General features: G+C 49.5%; 16 protein-coding genes. All 16 read right to left on the reverse strand.

Going from position 1 to position 18,722, the window contains the following annotated elements; translation table 11 throughout:
* Positions 1-107 precede the first annotated feature (107 nt).
* Entirely contained in the window at positions 108-695 is a 588-nt protein-coding gene (locus tag HMPREF9469_RS21735) for a biotin transporter BioY (protein WP_007866849.1), read from the reverse strand.
* Positions 696-869: 174 nt separating this feature from the next.
* Positions 870-2,537, reverse strand: a complete 1,668-nt coding sequence (gene leuA, locus HMPREF9469_RS21740; protein WP_007866851.1) for a 2-isopropylmalate synthase — start codon at positions 2,535-2,537, stop codon at positions 870-872.
* Positions 2,538-2,924: 387 nt separating this feature from the next.
* On the reverse strand, positions 2,925-4,277 hold the full coding sequence (gene glmM / locus HMPREF9469_RS21745) for a phosphoglucosamine mutase (RefSeq protein WP_007866856.1): 1,353 nt from the start codon (positions 4,275-4,277) through the stop codon (positions 2,925-2,927).
* 76 nt (positions 4,278-4,353) lie between these two features.
* Positions 4,354-5,214 (reverse strand): dTDP-4-dehydrorhamnose reductase, encoded by an 861-nt coding sequence (gene rfbD / locus HMPREF9469_RS21750; RefSeq protein WP_007866859.1) that lies wholly within the window; start codon positions 5,212-5,214, stop codon positions 4,354-4,356.
* Positions 5,215-5,395: 181 nt separating this feature from the next.
* Positions 5,396-6,418 (reverse strand): dTDP-glucose 4,6-dehydratase, encoded by a 1,023-nt coding sequence (gene rfbB, locus HMPREF9469_RS21755; protein WP_007866861.1) that lies wholly within the window; start codon positions 6,416-6,418, stop codon positions 5,396-5,398.
* Positions 6,419-6,463: 45 nt separating this feature from the next.
* Positions 6,464-7,363, reverse strand: coding sequence for a glucose-1-phosphate thymidylyltransferase RfbA (gene rfbA, locus HMPREF9469_RS21760; protein WP_007866864.1), 900 nt, complete (start codon positions 7,361-7,363; stop codon positions 6,464-6,466).
* Between the two features lie 229 nt (positions 7,364-7,592).
* Positions 7,593-7,787 (reverse strand): hypothetical protein, encoded by a 195-nt coding sequence (locus HMPREF9469_RS21765; protein WP_007866867.1) that lies wholly within the window; start codon positions 7,785-7,787, stop codon positions 7,593-7,595.
* 205 nt (positions 7,788-7,992) lie between these two features.
* Positions 7,993-8,820 carry a phosphoenolpyruvate hydrolase family protein gene (locus HMPREF9469_RS21775; RefSeq protein ID WP_007866869.1) on the reverse strand — a complete coding sequence of 276 codons (828 nt, stop codon included), beginning with the start codon at positions 8,818-8,820 and terminating at the stop codon, positions 7,993-7,995.
* A 19-nt stretch (positions 8,821-8,839) separates the two neighbouring features.
* Complete coding sequence (locus HMPREF9469_RS21780; protein ID WP_007866872.1) at positions 8,840-10,072, reverse strand: Tm-1-like ATP-binding domain-containing protein; 1,233 nt, start codon at positions 10,070-10,072, stop codon at positions 8,840-8,842.
* Between the two features lie 20 nt (positions 10,073-10,092).
* Entirely contained in the window at positions 10,093-11,148 is a 1,056-nt protein-coding gene (locus tag HMPREF9469_RS21785; protein WP_007866876.1) for a sugar ABC transporter substrate-binding protein, read from the reverse strand.
* A gap of 59 nt (positions 11,149-11,207) precedes the next feature.
* On the reverse strand, positions 11,208-12,212 hold the full coding sequence (locus tag HMPREF9469_RS21790) for an ABC transporter permease (RefSeq protein ID WP_007866878.1): 1,005 nt from the start codon (positions 12,210-12,212) through the stop codon (positions 11,208-11,210).
* An 18-nt stretch (positions 12,213-12,230) separates the two neighbouring features.
* On the reverse strand, positions 12,231-13,724 hold the full coding sequence (locus HMPREF9469_RS21795) for a sugar ABC transporter ATP-binding protein (RefSeq protein WP_007866881.1): 1,494 nt from the start codon (positions 13,722-13,724) through the stop codon (positions 12,231-12,233).
* Between the two features lie 191 nt (positions 13,725-13,915).
* Positions 13,916-14,914, reverse strand: a complete 999-nt coding sequence (locus HMPREF9469_RS21800; protein ID WP_007866884.1) for a LacI family DNA-binding transcriptional regulator — start codon at positions 14,912-14,914, stop codon at positions 13,916-13,918.
* 106 nt (positions 14,915-15,020) lie between these two features.
* The gene (locus tag HMPREF9469_RS21805; protein WP_007866886.1) at positions 15,021-16,007 is read right to left on the reverse strand and encodes a zf-HC2 domain-containing protein; all 987 of its coding nucleotides are present in this window, start codon (positions 16,005-16,007) and stop codon (positions 15,021-15,023) included.
* The gene (locus HMPREF9469_RS21810) at positions 16,004-16,483 is read right to left on the reverse strand and encodes an RNA polymerase sigma factor (RefSeq protein WP_007866888.1); all 480 of its coding nucleotides are present in this window, start codon (positions 16,481-16,483) and stop codon (positions 16,004-16,006) included. The genes HMPREF9469_RS21805 and HMPREF9469_RS21810 overlap by 4 nt, the downstream gene beginning before the upstream one ends.
* 251 nt (positions 16,484-16,734) lie before the next feature.
* Positions 16,735-18,300 (reverse strand): ABC transporter substrate-binding protein, encoded by a 1,566-nt coding sequence (locus HMPREF9469_RS21815; protein WP_007866889.1) that lies wholly within the window; start codon positions 18,298-18,300, stop codon positions 16,735-16,737.
* Positions 18,301-18,722 lie beyond the last annotated feature (422 nt).

Genomic DNA, 18,722 nt, shown 5'->3' on the forward strand with positions numbered 1-18,722 from the left:
TGGTGTACCATGCAAAAATACCACGCAAAAATGCTGCCATAAGCGGTTTATATCCCGCCTGTGGCAGCATTTTAATGTTTCCCCCTTTTTGTCCCATCTTTCGCCGGTCAGTCAAACATCCGGACAATGGGCTTAAGCCGCCTTGCCAGCACTGCTGCCATGACGCATAATATGAAATCACCGCCCACGGTCAGCAGGAAACAGTTGATAAACACCAGCTTCCAGGTTACAGGCATATGGATGACAAAATTGCTGATAAAATAAAAATAAAACATTCCGGACAAATACATGACGATCATGCCCCAGAAAGCGGAAAACAGATACCATCTTACGGTTGTCCGCTGGGAAAGCCTGGCAATACTGCCCGTCACATAACAGGCAAAGGCAAATCCCAGGAGGAATCCGAATGTGGGCCGGACCAGATAGGCCGGGCCTCCTCCTGCGGCAAAGATGGGAACCCCCACCAGACCCACTGCCAGATAGATACAGACACTGAGGGTACCCAGCCGCGGACCTAAAAGGAATCCCGCCAGCAGCACAAAGAAAAACTGCAGGGTGAAATGCATGGGAAAGGGCTGCACCGGTATGTTGATCTGTATAAATGCCCCGGTTGCGATCAGCGCTGTAAATAAACCGCAAAATGCCATCTCCCGGACTGACAATGCCCCGTGTTTTACTAGTTTGATTCCGTTCATCTGCTGTGAGTCTCCTATTCTATGTTCGTATTCCAAATTTAGCTGATTTTATTATTGTACCAGCAATTACCCTGTATGAAAAGGAAAATTACAAAAAAGAGGGCCGGCCTCCCCTGGGAGATACCGGTCCCCTGACCTCAATTCCTATGTCTGATCCTGTAGCTGGTCCTGTATTTAATAGAATAATCTGTTCACGGCGCTGAATATACCGCGGATGGAGGCCCTTGTGATATTGGAACTGATGCCAACGCCATAAGTGGCCTTGCCAGTGGTCTGGTCTACCAGATGGATATAGGAAGCAGCCTCTGCCCCGGAACCGGATGCCAGTGCATGCTCGCTGTAGTCCAAAACCTTGATCTGGATGCCAAGGGCATCCTCCATACCTCTTTGAACCGCATCGATGGGTCCGTTTCCAACGCCCTCAAAGGTCTTCTCAATACCATGATCCATATAGGTGACCTTAGCCAGTGTTGCAAACTCGCCATCCCCTGTCTCTGTATCTGTAATACGGCATTTCCTGAAATGCATTGGTTCCTTGCGATCCAGATAACTTTTATTGAATTCCTCCATGATCTGCTCAGGCGCAACCTCACCCTGCTGCTCGGAAATCTTCTGGATCACATCCGCAAACTCCTTGTGCATTCCCTTTGGAAGCTTGAAGCCATAGAAGGTATCCATTACAAAAGCTACGCCGCCCTTGCCGGACTGGCTGTTGATTCGTACAATGGGCTCGTACTCCCTGCCGATATCGCTGGGATCGATGGGAAGGTAAGGCACCTCCCAGTACTCCCCGTTCCTCTCGTGAAGAGCCTGCATGCCCTTGTTGATGGCATCCTGATGGGAACCGGAAAATGCAGTAAACACCAGCTTGCCCGCATAGGGATGTCTGGGCGGAATATCCATCTTGGTACAGCGCTCATAGATCTCTGCGATCTCACGGATATTCTCAATATTAAGTTCAGGGTTAATGCCCTGTGAAAACATATTATAGGCAACAGTCAGGATATCTACATTACCGGTACGCTCTCCGTTACCGAACAGAGTTCCTTCCACACGGTCCGCTCCTGCCAAAAGGGCAAGTTCCGTGGACGCAACACCCTCTCCGCGGTCATTATGGGGATGTACGCTTAAGATAATGCTTTCCCTGTTCTTAAAATGTGTATTCATCCATTCGATCTGGTCCGCATACACATTGGGAGTTGTCATCTCAACCGTGGACGGAAGATTGATGATAATGGGATTCTCCTTGGTGGCGCCCCAGGTTTCCTGAACAGCCGTACAGATATCAAGGGCAAATTCCAGTTCCGTGCCAGTAAAGCTCTCAGGAGAATACTCCAGGCGGATCTGGGTGTCGCACTCAGCCGCATACCGCTGGACCATCTTGGTGCCGATCACAGCAATATCCTTTATGTCTTCCCTGTCCTTGTGGAATACCACATCCCTCTGTAAGGTGGAGGTGGAATTATAAATATGTACGATCGCCTTCTTAATTCCATCCAATGCCTCAAACGTCCTCTTGATCAGGTGTTCACGGCACTGTACAAGAACCTGTATCTGCACATCATCCGGGATCAGCTTGCGCTCAACCAGTGTGCGTAAAAAGTCATATTCTATCTGCGAAGCAGCGGGAAAGCCCACTTCGATCTCCTTAAAGCCCAGTTTCACAAGAAGATTAAACATCTCCACCTTCTCTTCCACCACCATGGGCTCTACCAGGGCCTGGTTTCCGTCCCTCAGGTCAACACTGCACCATACCGGCGCCTTCATAATCTCCTTGCCCGGCCAGGTGCGCTCCGGAAACTCTACAACAGGGACTCTCTTATATCTCTTATAATTTAACATAACATTTCCTCCATTCTGTTCATCAGTTTAATTGCAGCATGCCAATCCTACGGTATTCTTCCTCAGCCCGTACCGGGCAGTCGCTCAATTACACCGTAACGGCGGACGATGAACAGTACTACTCTTACTGATTCAGCCCCACTTCACATCATTCCTTTACTTTTAAAATCGCTGTTCTTTTTCGCAACGTTAACTTATTATAGCATATTTCAAAATATCTGACAATACAGATACATTTCTCTGCTATTCTCAATAGTTATACCTTTCATTCCTCTGTTTTATAAATAGATGCTGTTTTCCACCATATTCAGGGAGTTGGGCTTAAAAAGGCTGCCGCAGCCCGCGCTAAAACAGCAGACTGCCACAGCCCATATCAAGTCCGTATCCTTACACACAATGTCCCTGGCCCTTCATCACGTCAATGACCTGGTCCACATATTTTTCACATAGATCCAGAGCCGGGGCCTCCACCATAACGCGCACCACCGGTTCCGTACCGGACTGGCGCAGAAGGATCCTGCCGTCAGTGCCCAGACTTTCAGCCACCCTGGCAACCTCTGCCTGGACAGCCCCGTCATCCTGGGCCTCCTTTTTATCCTTTACACGCACGTTTTTAAGTACCTGAGGATAGATCTCAACCTCTGACGCCAGCTTATCCAGAGGCTGCTTTTTCTCCAGCACTACCTCCATCACCTTCAGAGATGTAAGGATCCCGTCACCTGTGGTGGCATGTTTGCTGAAAATGATATGTCCGGACTGCTCTCCGCCCAGGCAGTTGCCTGTAGCCGCCATGTTTTCATACACATACTTGTCGCCCACAGCTGTCTTCACATAGGAGATGCCTTCCCTTTCAAATGCCTTATAAAGGCCGAAATTGGACATAATGGTGGTGACCACCGTATTGTCAAACAAGGTTCCCTGCTCTTTCATATACTTACCGCAGATGTACATGATCACATCGCCGTCCACCACATTTCCCATGGCATCCACTGCAATGCATCTGTCCGCGTCACCGTCATAGGCAAATCCCAGGTCGCATTTGTTGTCTGTCACAAACTTCTGGAGATACTGGATGTGGGTGGAACCGCAGTCCGTGTTTATATTCAGGCCGTTGGGCTCATTGTTCATCACGTGGGTCTCTGCGCCCAATGCATCAAATACATTCTTAGCAATGGCGGAGGCGCTGCCGTTGGCACAGTCCAGGGCCACCTTCATATTCTTAAAGGAACGGGTGGCAATGGAGATCAGGTAGCCGATATAGCGGTTGCGGCCTGCGGCAAAATCCACGGTGCGGCCAATATTTTCCTTCCTGGCCAGAGGGATCTCGCCCATCTCCCCGTCCAGATATTTTTCGATTTCCAGGATTACTGATTCCTCCAGCTTTTCACCCTTTTCATTGATAACTTTTATACCGTTGTCATAAAATGGATTGTGGCTGGCGGAGATCATAATGCCGCAGTTAAAACCTTCGGTGCGCACCACATAGGACACGCTGGGGGTTGTGGTCACATGGAGCAGATACACATCTGCGCCGGAAGCCGTAAGGCCTGCAACCAGGGAATACTCAAACATATAACTGCTTCGTCTGGTATCCTTTCCGATGACGACCCGGCATCTCTCATCCGGAGTCTTCTGTCCATAATACCATCCAAGAAAACGGCCCACTTTGTAGGCATGTTCCACTGTCAAATCCACATTGGCTTCCCCGCGGAAACCGTCCGTACCAAAATATTTACCCATTGATTCTTAATTCCTCCCTGTCTCTTTTTTGGCTGCTGTCATATTCCCCCGGCACTGTCTTATATAAATTACGGTACTACATCATACCATTCTCTTTTAAAGTCTCCAGGTAACGGCCCAGGGCATCCTGCCAGGCCGGCAGCCTGTCAAATCCATTTTCCGTCAGTTTTTCCTTGCTCATACGGCTGTTCTGAGGGCGCTTTGCCTTGGCCGGGAATCCGGACGAGTCCACGGGCGTCACCTTCACCCGGTCCATACCGGCCTGACGGAAGATCTCGCAGGCAAATTCATACCAGCTGCACAGCCCTTCATTGGTGGCATGATAACGGCCATAGCGGTCTGTCTGTATCATATCCACCAGAAGGCGGGCCAGATCATAGGTATAGGTAGGGGAACCCACCTGATCGTCCACCACGCTTACCGCACCCTTTTCTTTCCCCAGGCGCAGCATTGTCTTAATGAAATTCTTACCGTTAACCCCAAATACCCAGGCGATCCTCACAATAAAGTATTTGGACACGTTCTGCTCCACGCTGATCTCACCCTCGTACTTGGTCAGGCCATAGACATTGAGCGGTTCCCTGTGGTCATCCGGCTCCCACGGGCGCTCACCGCCCCCGTTAAACACATAATCCGTGCTGATATACATCATCTTGATGTCCAGTGCCTTGCAAACCTTGGCGATATTGCGGGTCCCCTCAGCGTTGACCCTGCGGCACAGTTCCAGGTTATCTTCAGCAGCATCTACTGCAGTATATGCTGCGCAGTGGATAACTGCGTCTGGTTTTACATCGGAAATCACGGTTTCACAGGCTTTCTTGTCAGTGATATCCATCTCCTCCACGTCCACGCCAATGCCTTCAATCCCCCGTGAAGCCAGTTCGTTCATCACATCATATCCCAGCTGCCCTTTTACACCTGTTACAAGAACTTTCATAATACAATTCCCTCCGTTCTTAATAAAGGCTGGCAGAAAACCGGTACGCCCTTTGGGAAATCTTTCCCGGGCGTTCATGTCCTCCGTCAGCCACATCCACAACATTCAACTATATTGGTAACTATTCCAACAATACAGTTTCTGCACGGTTCTGCGTAGTTTTACACAGTTCTGCACAGCTTTACAGGCGGCTGCCGTACATCTTATCAAAATAATTGCTGTACTCACCGCTTAAAATATTCTTCCACCATTCCTGGTTCTCAAGATACCATTTTATGGTCTGATCAATTCCTGTATCGAAATTATAGTTCGGCTTCCAGCCCAGCTCTGTCTCGATCTTAGTTGGGTCAATAGCATAACGCATGTCATGTCCAGGACGGTCCGTGACAAACTTGATCAGGCTATCCGGTTTGTCCAGAGCCCTCAGTATGGTCTTGACCACTTCCAGGTTGGTGCGCTCATTATGTCCGCCGATATTATATACTTCACCTTCCCGTCCCTTATGGATCACAAGGTCTATGGCCTCACAGTGGTCCGCCACATGAAGCCAGTCCCTTACATTCTCGCCGGTGCCGTATACCGGAAGCTCCTCATCCGCCAGGGCACGGCTGATAATAAGAGGGATCAGCTTTTCGGGAAAATGATAAGGGCCGTAGTTATTGGAGCATCGCGAAACAGTCACCGGCAGTCCGTAGGTCCTGTGGTAAGCCAGCACAAACAGGTCGGCACCGGCCTTGGATGAGGAATAGGGACTGGATGTGTGAAGAGGCGTTTCCTCGGTAAAGAAAAGGTCGGGCCTGTCCAAAGGCAGGTCGCCGTACACCTCATCAGTGGACACCTGGTGGTAACGCTTAATGCCATAGGTGCGGCATGCGTCCAACAGTGTGGTGGTTCCCATAACATTGGTCCTTACAAAGCTCTCGGGATCCGTAATGGAGCGGTCCACATGGCTTTCCGCCGCAAAGTTAACGATCACATCCGGCTTTTCCTTTTCAAACAGGTCAAAGATAAACCTCCTGTCGGCAATATCACCCTTTACAAACTTGTAGTTAGGCTTGTCCTCTACCGGCTTTAAGTTCTCCAGATTACCTGCATAAGTCAGCAGGTCCAGGTTGATGATCTGGTAATCCGGGTACCGGTTCACCATATGGTGTACAAAGTTACTTCCAATAAAACCGGCACCGCCGGTTACGATGATCTTCATCTTATGCTTCCTCCTTGTTGCGAACGCTTTGGATCGTCCGTCCCTTTAGATATCCTGGGGATGGATCTTATCCACATATTTGCCATCCAGAACATCCTTTAAATATTTTCCATACTGATTCTTTTTAAGGACCTCATAGGTTTCCATTACCTGTTCCCTGGTGATCCAGCCCCTGAGATATCCGATCTCCTCCAGACAGGCGATCTTGCGGTGCTGGTGGGTTTCCACTGTCTTCACAAAATTGGTGGCCTCCACCAGGGATTCATGGGTTCCCGTATCCAGCCAGGTAAAGCCCTGGCCCAGCAGGATCACATCCAGCTCTCCGTTTTCCAGGTAAATGCGGTTCAGGTCCGTGATCTCCAGCTCACCTCTGGCTGAAGGCTTTAAGTTCCTGGCATACTCCACCACCCGGTTGTCATAAAAATAAAGGCCGGTCACACAGTAATTGGATTTTGGCCGGGCGGGTTTCTCCTCAATGGACACAGCCTTTCCGTCCTTGTCAAACTCCACAATGCCAAACCGCTCAGGGTCGTCCACATAATAACCGAACACAGTTGCCCCTGTCTCTTTAGCCGCGGCCGCACGCAGTCGCTTTGTAAGCCCCTGTCCATGGAAAATATTGTCCCCAAGTACCATGGCCACAGAATCGCTGCCAATAAACTCTTCCCCGATGATAAATGCCTGAGCCAGTCCGTCCGGGCTGGGCTGCACCGCATAGCACAAACGAATGCCAAACTGATGCCCGTCCCCCAGCAGCGCCTCAAAACGCGGTGTATCATCCGGAGTGGAGATGATCAGGATATCCCTGATCCCTGCATTCATAAGAACTGACAGCGGATAATAGATCATTGGTTTATCATAAATTGGAAGCAGCTGCTTCGAGGTTACCTTGGTCAGAGGATACAAACGTGTCCCGCTTCCTCCGGCGAGTATAATCCCTTTCATTTTTCCTCCTTCGCTATGAGCAGTGCCCATACCTCATTCGCTCTATTTTTCTTTGTCCAATATACCATACTATCTTTATTTTTTCAAATAAACTGATAAATATTTCGTTATTATTCAGGAAGACTTAATATTATTCCATCCCGGTCATTCCGGCTGTACTCCCGGCTCCCCCGGATAGAGGACACTGCACTCCCCGCCATTGTTAATGGTCTCCACCCGGATCGTACCCTCAGAGGACATCAGCCGCCGCGGCATCGGCCCGGTTCTCAGCGGACGGTTCCTCCGTGTTATTTGCTGCGGCGGTGTCATTTGCCTGATCCTGCTCTGTGGTCCGGGCCAATCTGTCCCCGCCGGCCGTTGAAGGTGAGCACGCTGTAAAAAGCATGCACACCGCTGTAAGTAAAACTGCAACTTCTCTCCTCATTTTCTTTCTCCTTTGTCCATGTCCCTTCAAACGGTTCTCGGGATCATCACTGTATAGTATCTCATTTCCAAAGGATTATACCCCGTTTTATGTAACACTGCAAATTTATTCATAAAATTGTAAGGCGGCAGCCTTCCTCCACAAAAAGAGGCGCTTTCCCTTTTAAGGGCAAAGCGCCTCCTCTGTCCGGTTAACCGGTTTTCAATCAAAAAGTAATCTCTTTAAACTTCTCAATATGTCCCTTGATGGCCACTTCCACCGGCAGGCGCTCCGCACTGGACGCGCCGTAAAAGCCATGGACCCCCTTTGTATGGGTCAGGACATATTTGGCATCCTCAGGACTGGAAATCGGCCCTCCATGACAGAGGACTATGACATCGCTGCGCTCAGATGTTGCAGCATCATGTATTTCCTGTACGGTCTTTACCGCAATATCCAGATCCATAATGGACTCGGCCCCAATGGAGCCGCCCACCGTACAGCCGCAGTGTGCTACGATCACATCCGCACCGGCCTTTGCCATCCTGACCGCCTCATCAGGGTTAAATGCATATGGCGTTGTAAATAAATCCATTTCGTGGGCAATACGAATCATTTCTACCTCTAGGTTGTAGCTCATCCCAGTCTCCTCAAAGGTCTGTCTCATCCTTCCCTCAAACAAGCCTACTGTGGGGAAATTTTGGACCCCTGAATAACCCACATCCCGTACTTTTTTCAAGAAGCAGGTCATATCCTTAAACGGGTCCGTTCCATTAACTCCCGCCAGGACCGGTGTGTCTTTAACCACTGGAAGTATCTCCCCCGCCATGTCCATTACAATCTGGTTGGCGTCCCCATAAGCCAGCAATCCGGCGCTTGACCCCCTGCCCGCCATGCGGTACCGCCCGGAGTTATATACGATAATTAAATCCGTTCCTCCTGCCTCCTCAAATTTGGCGCTGATTCCCGTACCTGCCCCTGTGCCAATAATGGGGCGCCCTTCACTGATATTTCGGCGAAGCCTGCGAAGTATTTCCTCTCGTCTAATTATCATACTATTTTACTTCCTTTCCTTAATCAGTTTTATTATGATCCATGATCTTAAGCAGCAGCTTAACTGCCTGCTCAGCGAACAAATCATCATTGATATTGGCATCCACCTTAACAACAGGAATGTCTTTATGTACACTGCGTTGGATCGCATCAAACAAAACCCGGTCTGCTTCCCAATCGCAAAACGCCTCCCCCTCTCCGTCCAGTATGGATACACCTTTCAGAGGAAGGATAAAGGCAACAGGGGAGTCAGACTTATTGGCCTTTTCCGCAAGTATTTTCCCCAGGGCCGCATTTTCCTTTTTATCGGTTCTCATAAGGGTTACCATAGGATTCCACTCATAAAATATGCGTTTTGCTTTTATGTATGTTTCAGGGACAGTGTCCCGGCATCCGAAATTGACCATGTCAAGACATCCCGGAGCGATCACATGGGGAATCCCGGCAGCTGCTGGGCCATCCAGACGCTGGGGCCCTGCGGACAGAATTCCATGGCAGATCTCATCCGCCCATTCCGTGGTGGTGATATCCAGACATGCGGCGCAGTGCCCGCCCATAATCAGTTCCTCCATGGAACGCCCGCCGCTGCCCGTGGCATGGAAGATGATGGGCGCATACCCGGCTTCTTCCAAACGGGCAGCACATTTTTCCACACAGGCAGTGGTATTTCCAAACATAGAAACACAGATAATGGGTTTATCGTTCCCATCCGGTATAAAATCATACTGCATCATCCCCCAGACCGCTCCGGCTGCCCTTGATATGATCATCCTGGAAAAACGGTTCAGCCCGCAGATATCCACAATGGACGGGAACAGCACAATGTCCTTGGTACCCACATACTCCCTTGTATCCCCTGACGCCAGTGTAGTAATACACACCTTGGGGAACCCCAATGGAAGGCCCTGCATGGCTGTGGCTGCAATGGATGTTCCTCCGCCTCCCCCCATACCGATCACACCCTGGATGGAATGTTCCGCCTCCAATCCCACCGCGATCTTACGGGCGCCAAGGCACATGATCTTCATGGCCCAGCCGCGGTCCCCCTTTTTCCTCAGTTCTTCCAGGGGCACACCCCCTGCAAGAGCTACCTCCTGCGCCGCTATCCGGACAGGGAACGAACCCACAGGTTCAAATATACCCACATCCATGGCAATTATGTCCGCTCCCCTTCTCTCAAGTTCCCGGTACAGATAATCAAATTCCTTTCCCTTGGAGTCAAATGTCCCCAACATCAAGATCGTCTTTTTCATGCTGTTTGTCCTATTTGGTATTAATAATTCCCGCCATGGCTCTCGCGGTATTCCTGAAGGTTTTCCTTTGTTACCAGCAGCGGATCCACATAGATTTCCTTTTCCTTCAATGTTCCGCCTGTTACCAGGGTCTTCATTGCCTCCACTGCCGCCTCACACTGTGACTGCGCGTTCATATCAAAGGAACCTCTCTGTTCACCTGCTTCGATCGCATCCAGCGTATCCAGCTCACAGTCATTTGAATAAATGGGCAGGGTTCCAAGCACTCCGTTGTCTTTCATAACCTGCCGTACACCAGTAGCCATACCATCATTCATACACACCACGCCATCAATCTTGGTCCCTGATGAAAACCAGGTTTCTGTCAATGCCATGGCATCCTCTGCGTTCCAGTTGCCTGCTCCGTCAAACACCACATTGATATTGGGATACTCTGCCAGTGCCTTGTCATACCCCTTGCGGATCGCCACGGTTGCGCCATGTCCTTCCGAGCCGTTTACAATTGCCAGGTTAAAAGCTTCTCCCAGTTCTTTTACTTCCAGGCTGATGGCTTCATATCCGGTCTGGGCCAGGCTGCAGGCCACTACACAGTCAACATATGTATTATCTTCCACTCCTTCATGTAACGTCATAACAAACATACCGGCTTCCTTGGCCTCTTTAAATCCCAGGGTCACGCCCTCACCTGTACAGTCGCACACAATGCCCACATATTCCTTGCTGGCAATTCCCTGCTCGATCTGGGACAGCTGCTTTGCCTCATCGGAATCAGCGGTAAGGTGATCACACTCAAATCCGTTTTCGTTGGCAACCTCCACAAAGACCTCCCCCATATATGACATAAAGGAATTGTTGTTGTGTGTCTGAAGAAACAAGATTTTTCCCAGGCTTCCATCGCTTTTTTCCGTTTGAGCTGATTCACCTGCTGTGGTTTCCTCTGGTTTTGTAACCTTTTCCTCTGATGTCTCCTTTGCAGTTGATGCCTGCGCTGCAGGAGCCGGTTCATTCTTCTGACCACACCCCGCCAGGCCAAGCACCATAGTTGCCGCCATTGCCACTGCTAATAATTTTTTCATCTTTTTCCTCCTTTTATTTTGGGTGTACTTCTGGAATCTTCCAGAGTACACTTTGCTTTTTATTTCTTTTTTCCATTTACACGCACATCAATATATACGGCAACGAATATGATGACTGCCTGCAGAATCTGCTGAAAGTATGTGTTAATTCCCAGGATATCCATTCCGTTGCTGATAACACCCACGATCAGCACGCCCACCATTGCCCCGTACATGGTGCCTACTCCTCCGGAAAGTGAAACGCCTCCGATCACTGCGGCGGAGATAACGGTCATCTCATAGCCGCTGGCGGAATTGGCATTGCCTGAGGAAATACGGCTTGCCATCAGAAAGCCGCAGATTCCGGCGCACAGTCCGCTGATCGCATAGGCGGAGCATTCTATGAGCTGCGTGTTGATACCCGAGTACCTTGCCGCGGATTTATTGCCTCCCAACGCATAAATCCTACGCCCATATGTGGTAAAATGAAGGATCAATACTCCGATGATCACAGCTCCTGCAAAATAAAAAACCATGTAGGGGATTCCATAATTATCTATGATCCCGTCCGCATTATAGGTCCTTCCCAAAAAACCGTTTGATATATTGACAAACCTTTCATTGAGATTAAAGATCGCCTTTGCGTTGGTGTACACATAAGCAGCTCCTCTGGCCGCAAGCATCATGCACATGGTCATGATAAACGGGGGAATCTTTGCATAGGCAACTCCCAGTCCGTTGATGACCCCGCATGCAGTACCGATCAAAACGGCGATTATAATAGGTATATACAGGGGCATATTAAGATGATCACCCGAGCAATAGCGGGCTGCAAATACCGCGGACAGCGCTACAATAGATCCAATGGAAAGGTCGATTCCCCCTGTGACCAGCACAATGGTCATTCCCACACACAGGATACTGTATAAGCTGACCTGCTTAATGATCAAAAGCAGATTATTTACAGTGAAAAAGGACTGGGACAGACTGGACCATAGTATGATCAGTGCGATCAACACAAACACAATTCCCATTTTTGAAACAATTTTTTTAATATCCGGCTTCTTATCTTTCGATTTCAACATAACCCCGCTCCTCAGACATTATTCTTTTACAATGGCGGCCATAATATTTTCCTGTGTGGCATCCTGCGCAAGCAGCTCCCCAGCAAGGCGCCCCTCCTTAAGAACCACGATCCTGTCACACATGCCCAGGAGTTCCGGCATCTCCGATGATATCATCAGAACCGCCTTCCCCTCCTTTGCCAGTTCCTGGATCAGCTGATAGATCTCAAATTTAGCTCCCACATCGATTCCCCTTGTGGGTTCATCCAAAAACACAATATCAGGCTGTGTCAAAAGCCATTTTGCAACCACGATCTTCTGTTGGTTCCCTCCCGACAGGGAATTGACCGGCTGTTCCTGGCTGTTGGACTTAATATTCATCTGCTCGATCATCCTTGCCGTACAATCCCGTTCCCCCTTACTATCCGGAAATATCCCCCTGCATCGGCTGACTCCCTTTAAGATGGTCAGGCACATATTGGATCGGATAGACCCCACAAGATTCAGTCCGTCACGTGCACGGTCCTCAGGTATGAATGCGAAATGATATCTCATGGCATCCTGCGGACACCTGATATGGATTTCCTCTCCATTTAACAGGACTTTTCCCTTTGTATAAGGATTGATCCCAAATATGGAGGACACTACCTCGGTTCTCCCCGCCCCCACCATGCCGGCCAGCCCAAGTATCTCACCCTTGCGGATGGTAAAGCTTATATCGTGGAATTCTCCCCTGCGTTCCAGCCCCCTTACTTCAAAAACAACATCCCCGATCTGCTTTTCCACCCTGGGATATATGTTTTCTATCTTCCTCCCCACCATTTCACTGATCATGACATTCTGCTCCACTTCATGGATCGGGCGGGAACTGATGATATTGCCGTCCCGCAGTACACAGACCGTGTCCGCAACCTGTACCAGTTCATCCAGCTTATGGGTAATATACACCATTGCCACACCATGTTTTTTCAGGTTTGAGATGGTGGCAAATAAAATCCTGACCTCCGAGTCGGTCAGCGCCGAGGTGGGCTCGTCCATGATCACAATCTTGGAATTATATGAGATGGCTTTGGCTATTTCCAACAGCTGCATTTCCGAAACCGTAAGGTCCTTTACCTTGCGGTCCAGGTCTAAATGGATCCCCAGCCGTTCCAGCAGGGCTTCCGCCATTTTCCGCTGTTCCTTTTTTCTGATAAAGATAAATTTGTGGGGCTCCCGCCCCACGTACATGTTCTCCGCCACCGTAAGTTCCGGAAACGGGGACATTTCCTGAAAGATCATGGATATTCCCCTTGACAATGCCTGGTGGGGATTGGAAAACACCACCTTCTCCCCCTCCAGAAAGACCTCACCGGCATCCGCATGGTACTCTCCCATAAGAATCTTCATCAAGGTTGATTTTCCCGCTCCATTCTCTCCGACTAATGCAGTTACTTTTCCTTTCTCCAGTGTCAAATCCACTGAGTGAAGGACTTCGACTCCGTTAAATGACTTCCTTAATCCTTTTATTTCCAACAAAGGAATTTTTGCCATAAAGCACCTCTCCTCGCAGGGAAAAATTAGCTAATTTTTTATTTTTATACAATAATATTAGCATCATAATCAACCTATGTCAATTTAATATACAACCTAATTTTATCTATGTTAGGTTCCAGTTGTTAGACTAACAAAAAAGCCCCCTTACCAATCTCTTACGATCGATAAGGGGGCTTGATATAGCCGGCTCAGTCAACTGCCTTTGTGGTCGCTCCCAGCACCAGCTGCGGAACAATGGAAATCCTTCTCACAGCCAGCCCGGGGTTCTCAATCCTGTCCATAAGATAATGGACCACCAGTCTGCCATACTCTCTTTTGTTAAAACCAACGCTGGTCAGAGGAATGGGAAGATGATCATCCAGATCATTATTAAATCCGGTCACTGACACATCCTCAGGCACTTCAATCCCCATTTTATTCAGCAGGAATATCAGCGACTGGGCATATGTATCCGTGCTGCATATAATGAGGGACGGCAGGCTTCCATTGTTTTTTAGATCCTGCAGCTCATGCACCAGGTCACTGGATTCAAAGTAGTTTTCTTTATCCCAGATATTGGATATTACCACCCCGTACTGGGCAGCTGCCTCCTTGACTCCGTCAAACCGTTTTTTCATGGACGGCCGTTCCAGGGAACCGTAATAGCCGATCCTCGTATGGCCCATCCGGATCAGACGTTCGCACAGGCAGAAGGCGCCCTCCCGGTCCGCAAAATGCATGGTGTCATAGGGAAATAAGTTATAGGGAGGGTATGTCAGGATCATCATAGGCCGGTCATAAACCGCTGCCTTTTCCACAAAAGACAGGCTCTTGTATCCTGCAAACAGTATCCCTGCCGCTTCCTCCGCCTCCTGCTCCACCAGGCTGTCCTCCACATCGGATGTAACCTTTAAATGCAGGGAATATCCGATAAGGGCCAGAGCATTCTCCACCCCCAGCATCACCTTCATCCAAAACCCCGTATCCTGGGCATCATATTTAGGTATAATGAATAAAACATACTTTTTACCGCTGTTCTGCGCCTTCTTTCTCACATAACCCAAACGCTCACAGGCATCCAGCACCTGTTTCCTGGTCTCCTTGCTTACACCGCTTTTACCGGCTATTGCCCGCGACACTGAAAACTTTGAAAGCTTTGTCTCCGCTGCAATATCATCCAGCGTTATCTTCTTTGCCTTTTCTGTCATTTCGGCCTCCGCAACATCTATAATAATATTATTATATAGTATTGCTAATTTTTATTCAAGCCTTTTGTGCGGATTCGGCCGTTAAATCCCCCTCCGGCCTGTTCACTCACTCCCCGATCCCCATCAGGTCCAGAAGTTCCTGCACCTTCTCAGGGCTGTCTCCAAAGGACTTAACAGGCGCGCCGGCGTACTGGGAACACTCCTTCTCCGTGATGGTGCCGCAGCGCTTGGCGGGTCCGCTTTCCAGTTCCACGGTGTACGTCCAGTCAACCTGCCCCAGATTCCCGGTCAGGGCTATGAGCACACAGGAATATGCCCGCATCTTTTCTTCCATCACAGCGGAATTGGATGTGCTGTCCTCAAACTTCATGGTCCATCCATAGGGCTCTTTTGTTGTCTGAAGCTCATTTTTAAAGCTTCCCAGCTCCTTTCCTATGCCCAGAAGCCCGGCGAGTTTTCCATTGGCCGACATGTTCCCCACATAGGGATTCCTGGCCGCGTACAGATCATTGGCAAGGCGGCTCACAACCGTACCGTCCCCCTTCACAGTGATGCCGTTGATATCCATCTGCCTGCCCGGCTGGGGAAGCTTTAAATCCAGGTTAAAGGACCCGCTCCTGTTCCATGGGGATGCCAGGCATGCATAGATTACCAGCCTATCCTTTCCGTCCGCCCCTGAGACCACCTTATAGCGGCTGTATACAGAGGCCGAATTATAGAATACGCCTCCAACCTGCACCCGATCATGATTAACATTGGTGTAAGTGATCATGTAGGAATCCGCAGGAAGCCCAATGATAAACAGTTTTACAAACAGCACAGAGACAGTGAGGAGGAATACGGCCGCGGCTCCTGCCAGCACACTCCTTACGTTTCTCCTCCTTACCTTTTTCAGGTAATCGATCTGCCCCTCCTCCTTGGCGGACCGGCCTTCTCCTTCCACATCCTTTTTCATGCGCTGGTACATTTCCCTGCACTCCCCGCATTGCTCCAGGTGTTCCCTGATCTCCTGCCCGCTTGCCTCACTGGTCAGCCCATCCGCATACAAAGGCAGCAAATCCCTTATGACTTCACATGGTATCTTATGGTTCATAATTTTTCCGCCTCCTTCATTACCCGCTCTTTTCCGCGGTAATAGGTCACCCTTGCCCAGTTCTCACTTTTCTCCATAATCTCCCCAATCTGACCGAATGTAAGGTTTCCCACCAGCCTGAGATACATCACCTCCCGCATGGGATTCTCCAGCCCATGCACCAGCCTCAGGATCTGGATGCTGTCCCAGGAATGGAACATCTGCTTTTCAGCAGAATCCACAGGTATCTCTGCTGCCTCCTCCAGGGGCACATGCTTTTTCTGCTTCCGCAAATGCTCATACCACAGGTTCCTGGCAATGCCGCAAAGCCAGGTGGATACGCTGCTTTTCCCTTTGTAGGTACCAATATTCTTTACCGCCTGGTAAAATGTCTCCTGGGTCAGCTCCTCCGCCAGATCAGGATCCTGTGTCCGGGTCAAGAGAAAACCATATATCATTTTTCCGTGCTTTAAATAGATTTCTTCCATGGAATCCATATATGTATTTCCTCCTTCTGTTAATTAGTGTCACGGCCCCCGGATTCGTTACAGACAAAGACAAATTTTCATATAATTTTTTTATGGGACATTACCCTCAGTATACCCAAAATGCAGCCGGGATTCAACCTTCGCGGCAAAATGCAGCCGGGGTCCATCCTGCGCAGAAAAAGATGCCCATACTCCTCAGAGGAATACAGGCATCTGATAAAAGGTCCAAAATGGTTGCTGAGACCATTCCGGGTTTCTGTTTAATTCCAGGAAAATTCAGACCAGTTGTAGCTTTCCATGGCAGGGCATACCTTGCAGTTTAAATCCTTGTTGTAGGCAATATTGGACACCATATAGAACAGGTTGATCCTGGGCACGTCCTCTGCCTCTATGTCCAAAGCCTGCCTGATCAGATCCAAACGCTGATCCGGGTCATCTGTATTGGCCTGCTGTTCCACCAGTTTGTCATACTCGGGATTGGAGTAGAATGTCATGTTGGAATCCGGGATATTGTCAGTTGACAATGTTCCCAGAAGGAAGGTGGAATCCAGGGTCATGCTTACATTCCCAACCGTATAGCATCCCAGCTTTCCGGCCTTGATATCAGACAGCAGTGCTGCGCGTTCCATAACCTGGATCTCGGCATCCACGCCGATCTCTTTCCACTCGCTCTGTACAATGCTGGCGATCTTCTTGGTGTAATCTTCCCTCACAGAGATAGTGGTCTTAAATCCATTGGGATATCCTGCCTCTGCCAGGAGGGCCTTGGCGCCTTCCGGGTCATACTTGGGCGTATCAATGGTATCCGCGCCCGGGTTGGGAGTGGTCTGGTCAGTGAGAATGATCTCTGCCGGCATTCCTGCGCCGTCCATTGCGCCTGCTATGATATCATCGCGCTTTACAGACATAGCCAGGGCTTTTCTCACCTTTACGTCATTAAAAGGCTCTGCGTTTACATTAAATGCAAGATTCCAGATTGATGTGCCGTTGGTCTCCTGGTATCCCAGTTTATCGTTGGACTGTACGGTCATTACATCCAGCCCTCCTATATTGTGCACCAGATCCACATCCCCGCTCTCCAGGGCAACCATGGCAGTGGTGGCTTCCTTGAGCACACGCAGTTCAATGTGTTTGATGGCCGGCGCACCCTTATAGTAGTCCTCGTTGGACTCCAGGATGATCTTGCTTCCCTTCTGCCATTCCACCAGCTTGTATGGACCGCTTCCGCTTGGCTTTGCAGCGTAGTTCTCATCACCCACAGATTCCACATATGCCTTTGATACAATGGCGCTGTTAGTCTGGGTCAGATACTGGAGCGCTGCCAGCTCCTTATACTTTAAATTCACTTTTACCGTGTTTTCGTCCACAACCTCTGCGCTGTCCATAAAGGATGTGTACAGCTCAGACTGGGGCTTGTCAATGGCCCTGTTCAGGGAAAACGCCACGTCCTCCGCTGTCAGGGCGGAACCGTCCTGGAACTTCACGCCCTCATGCAGATGGAAGGTGATGGACAAACCGTCCTCCGCCACATCCCATGAGTCCGCCAGTCCTGGCACCACGTTGCCCTCCGCGTCCCTGCGCACCAGCGGATCATGAAGGTTGAGGATGATCATGCCTCCGATGGAGTCTGCTGCCAGCTGTGGATCCAGGGTTGTGGGTTCATTGGTCAGCGCAATGGTCAGGGAATCCTTGGTTTCCCCGGATGCCGCTGTCTGTGTCTTTTCAGAGGACGCGGGCGCGTCCGTGCTTTTTTGTCCGCCGCATCCTGTAAGGGTTAAGGCCAGCACTGCTGCTGTAATGGCACAGTTCAACATTTTCTTTTTCATAACTTCTCCTCCTACTACAATATATTTATGGTTAATATCCCTTACATCCAGTAAGGAATTATCCATCTTGTTGCTTAAGCTGTTAGAATGTAAGAGCAATCGGTATAGCGGATTCCTCCTTGGGCTTTGCGCCCGTAAATAAGTCTGCTAACCAGCTCTTCATTCGCAGCATTCGTTTTATGCAGGTTGAGCCGTCCTTTGGAATGCGTTCGTGTCACACCACAGTAGATTGAATGGGCAATGAGTAAAACTGGTATTGACCAATTGCTACCTAAGATAAAGGAGTGACATTTTTATGAGCATGAACGCAGTAGGTATTGATGTTTCCAAACGAAAGAGCACCGTGGCTATCCTACGTCCCGGCGGTGAAGTTGTCGCCAGTCCCTTTGATGTTCCCCATCTATCAGGCTGTTTCCAGCCTC

It is taken from the genome of [Clostridium] citroniae WAL-17108 (genome assembly GCF_000233455.1).
GTDB lineage: Bacteria > Bacillota > Clostridia > Lachnospirales > Lachnospiraceae > Enterocloster > Enterocloster citroniae.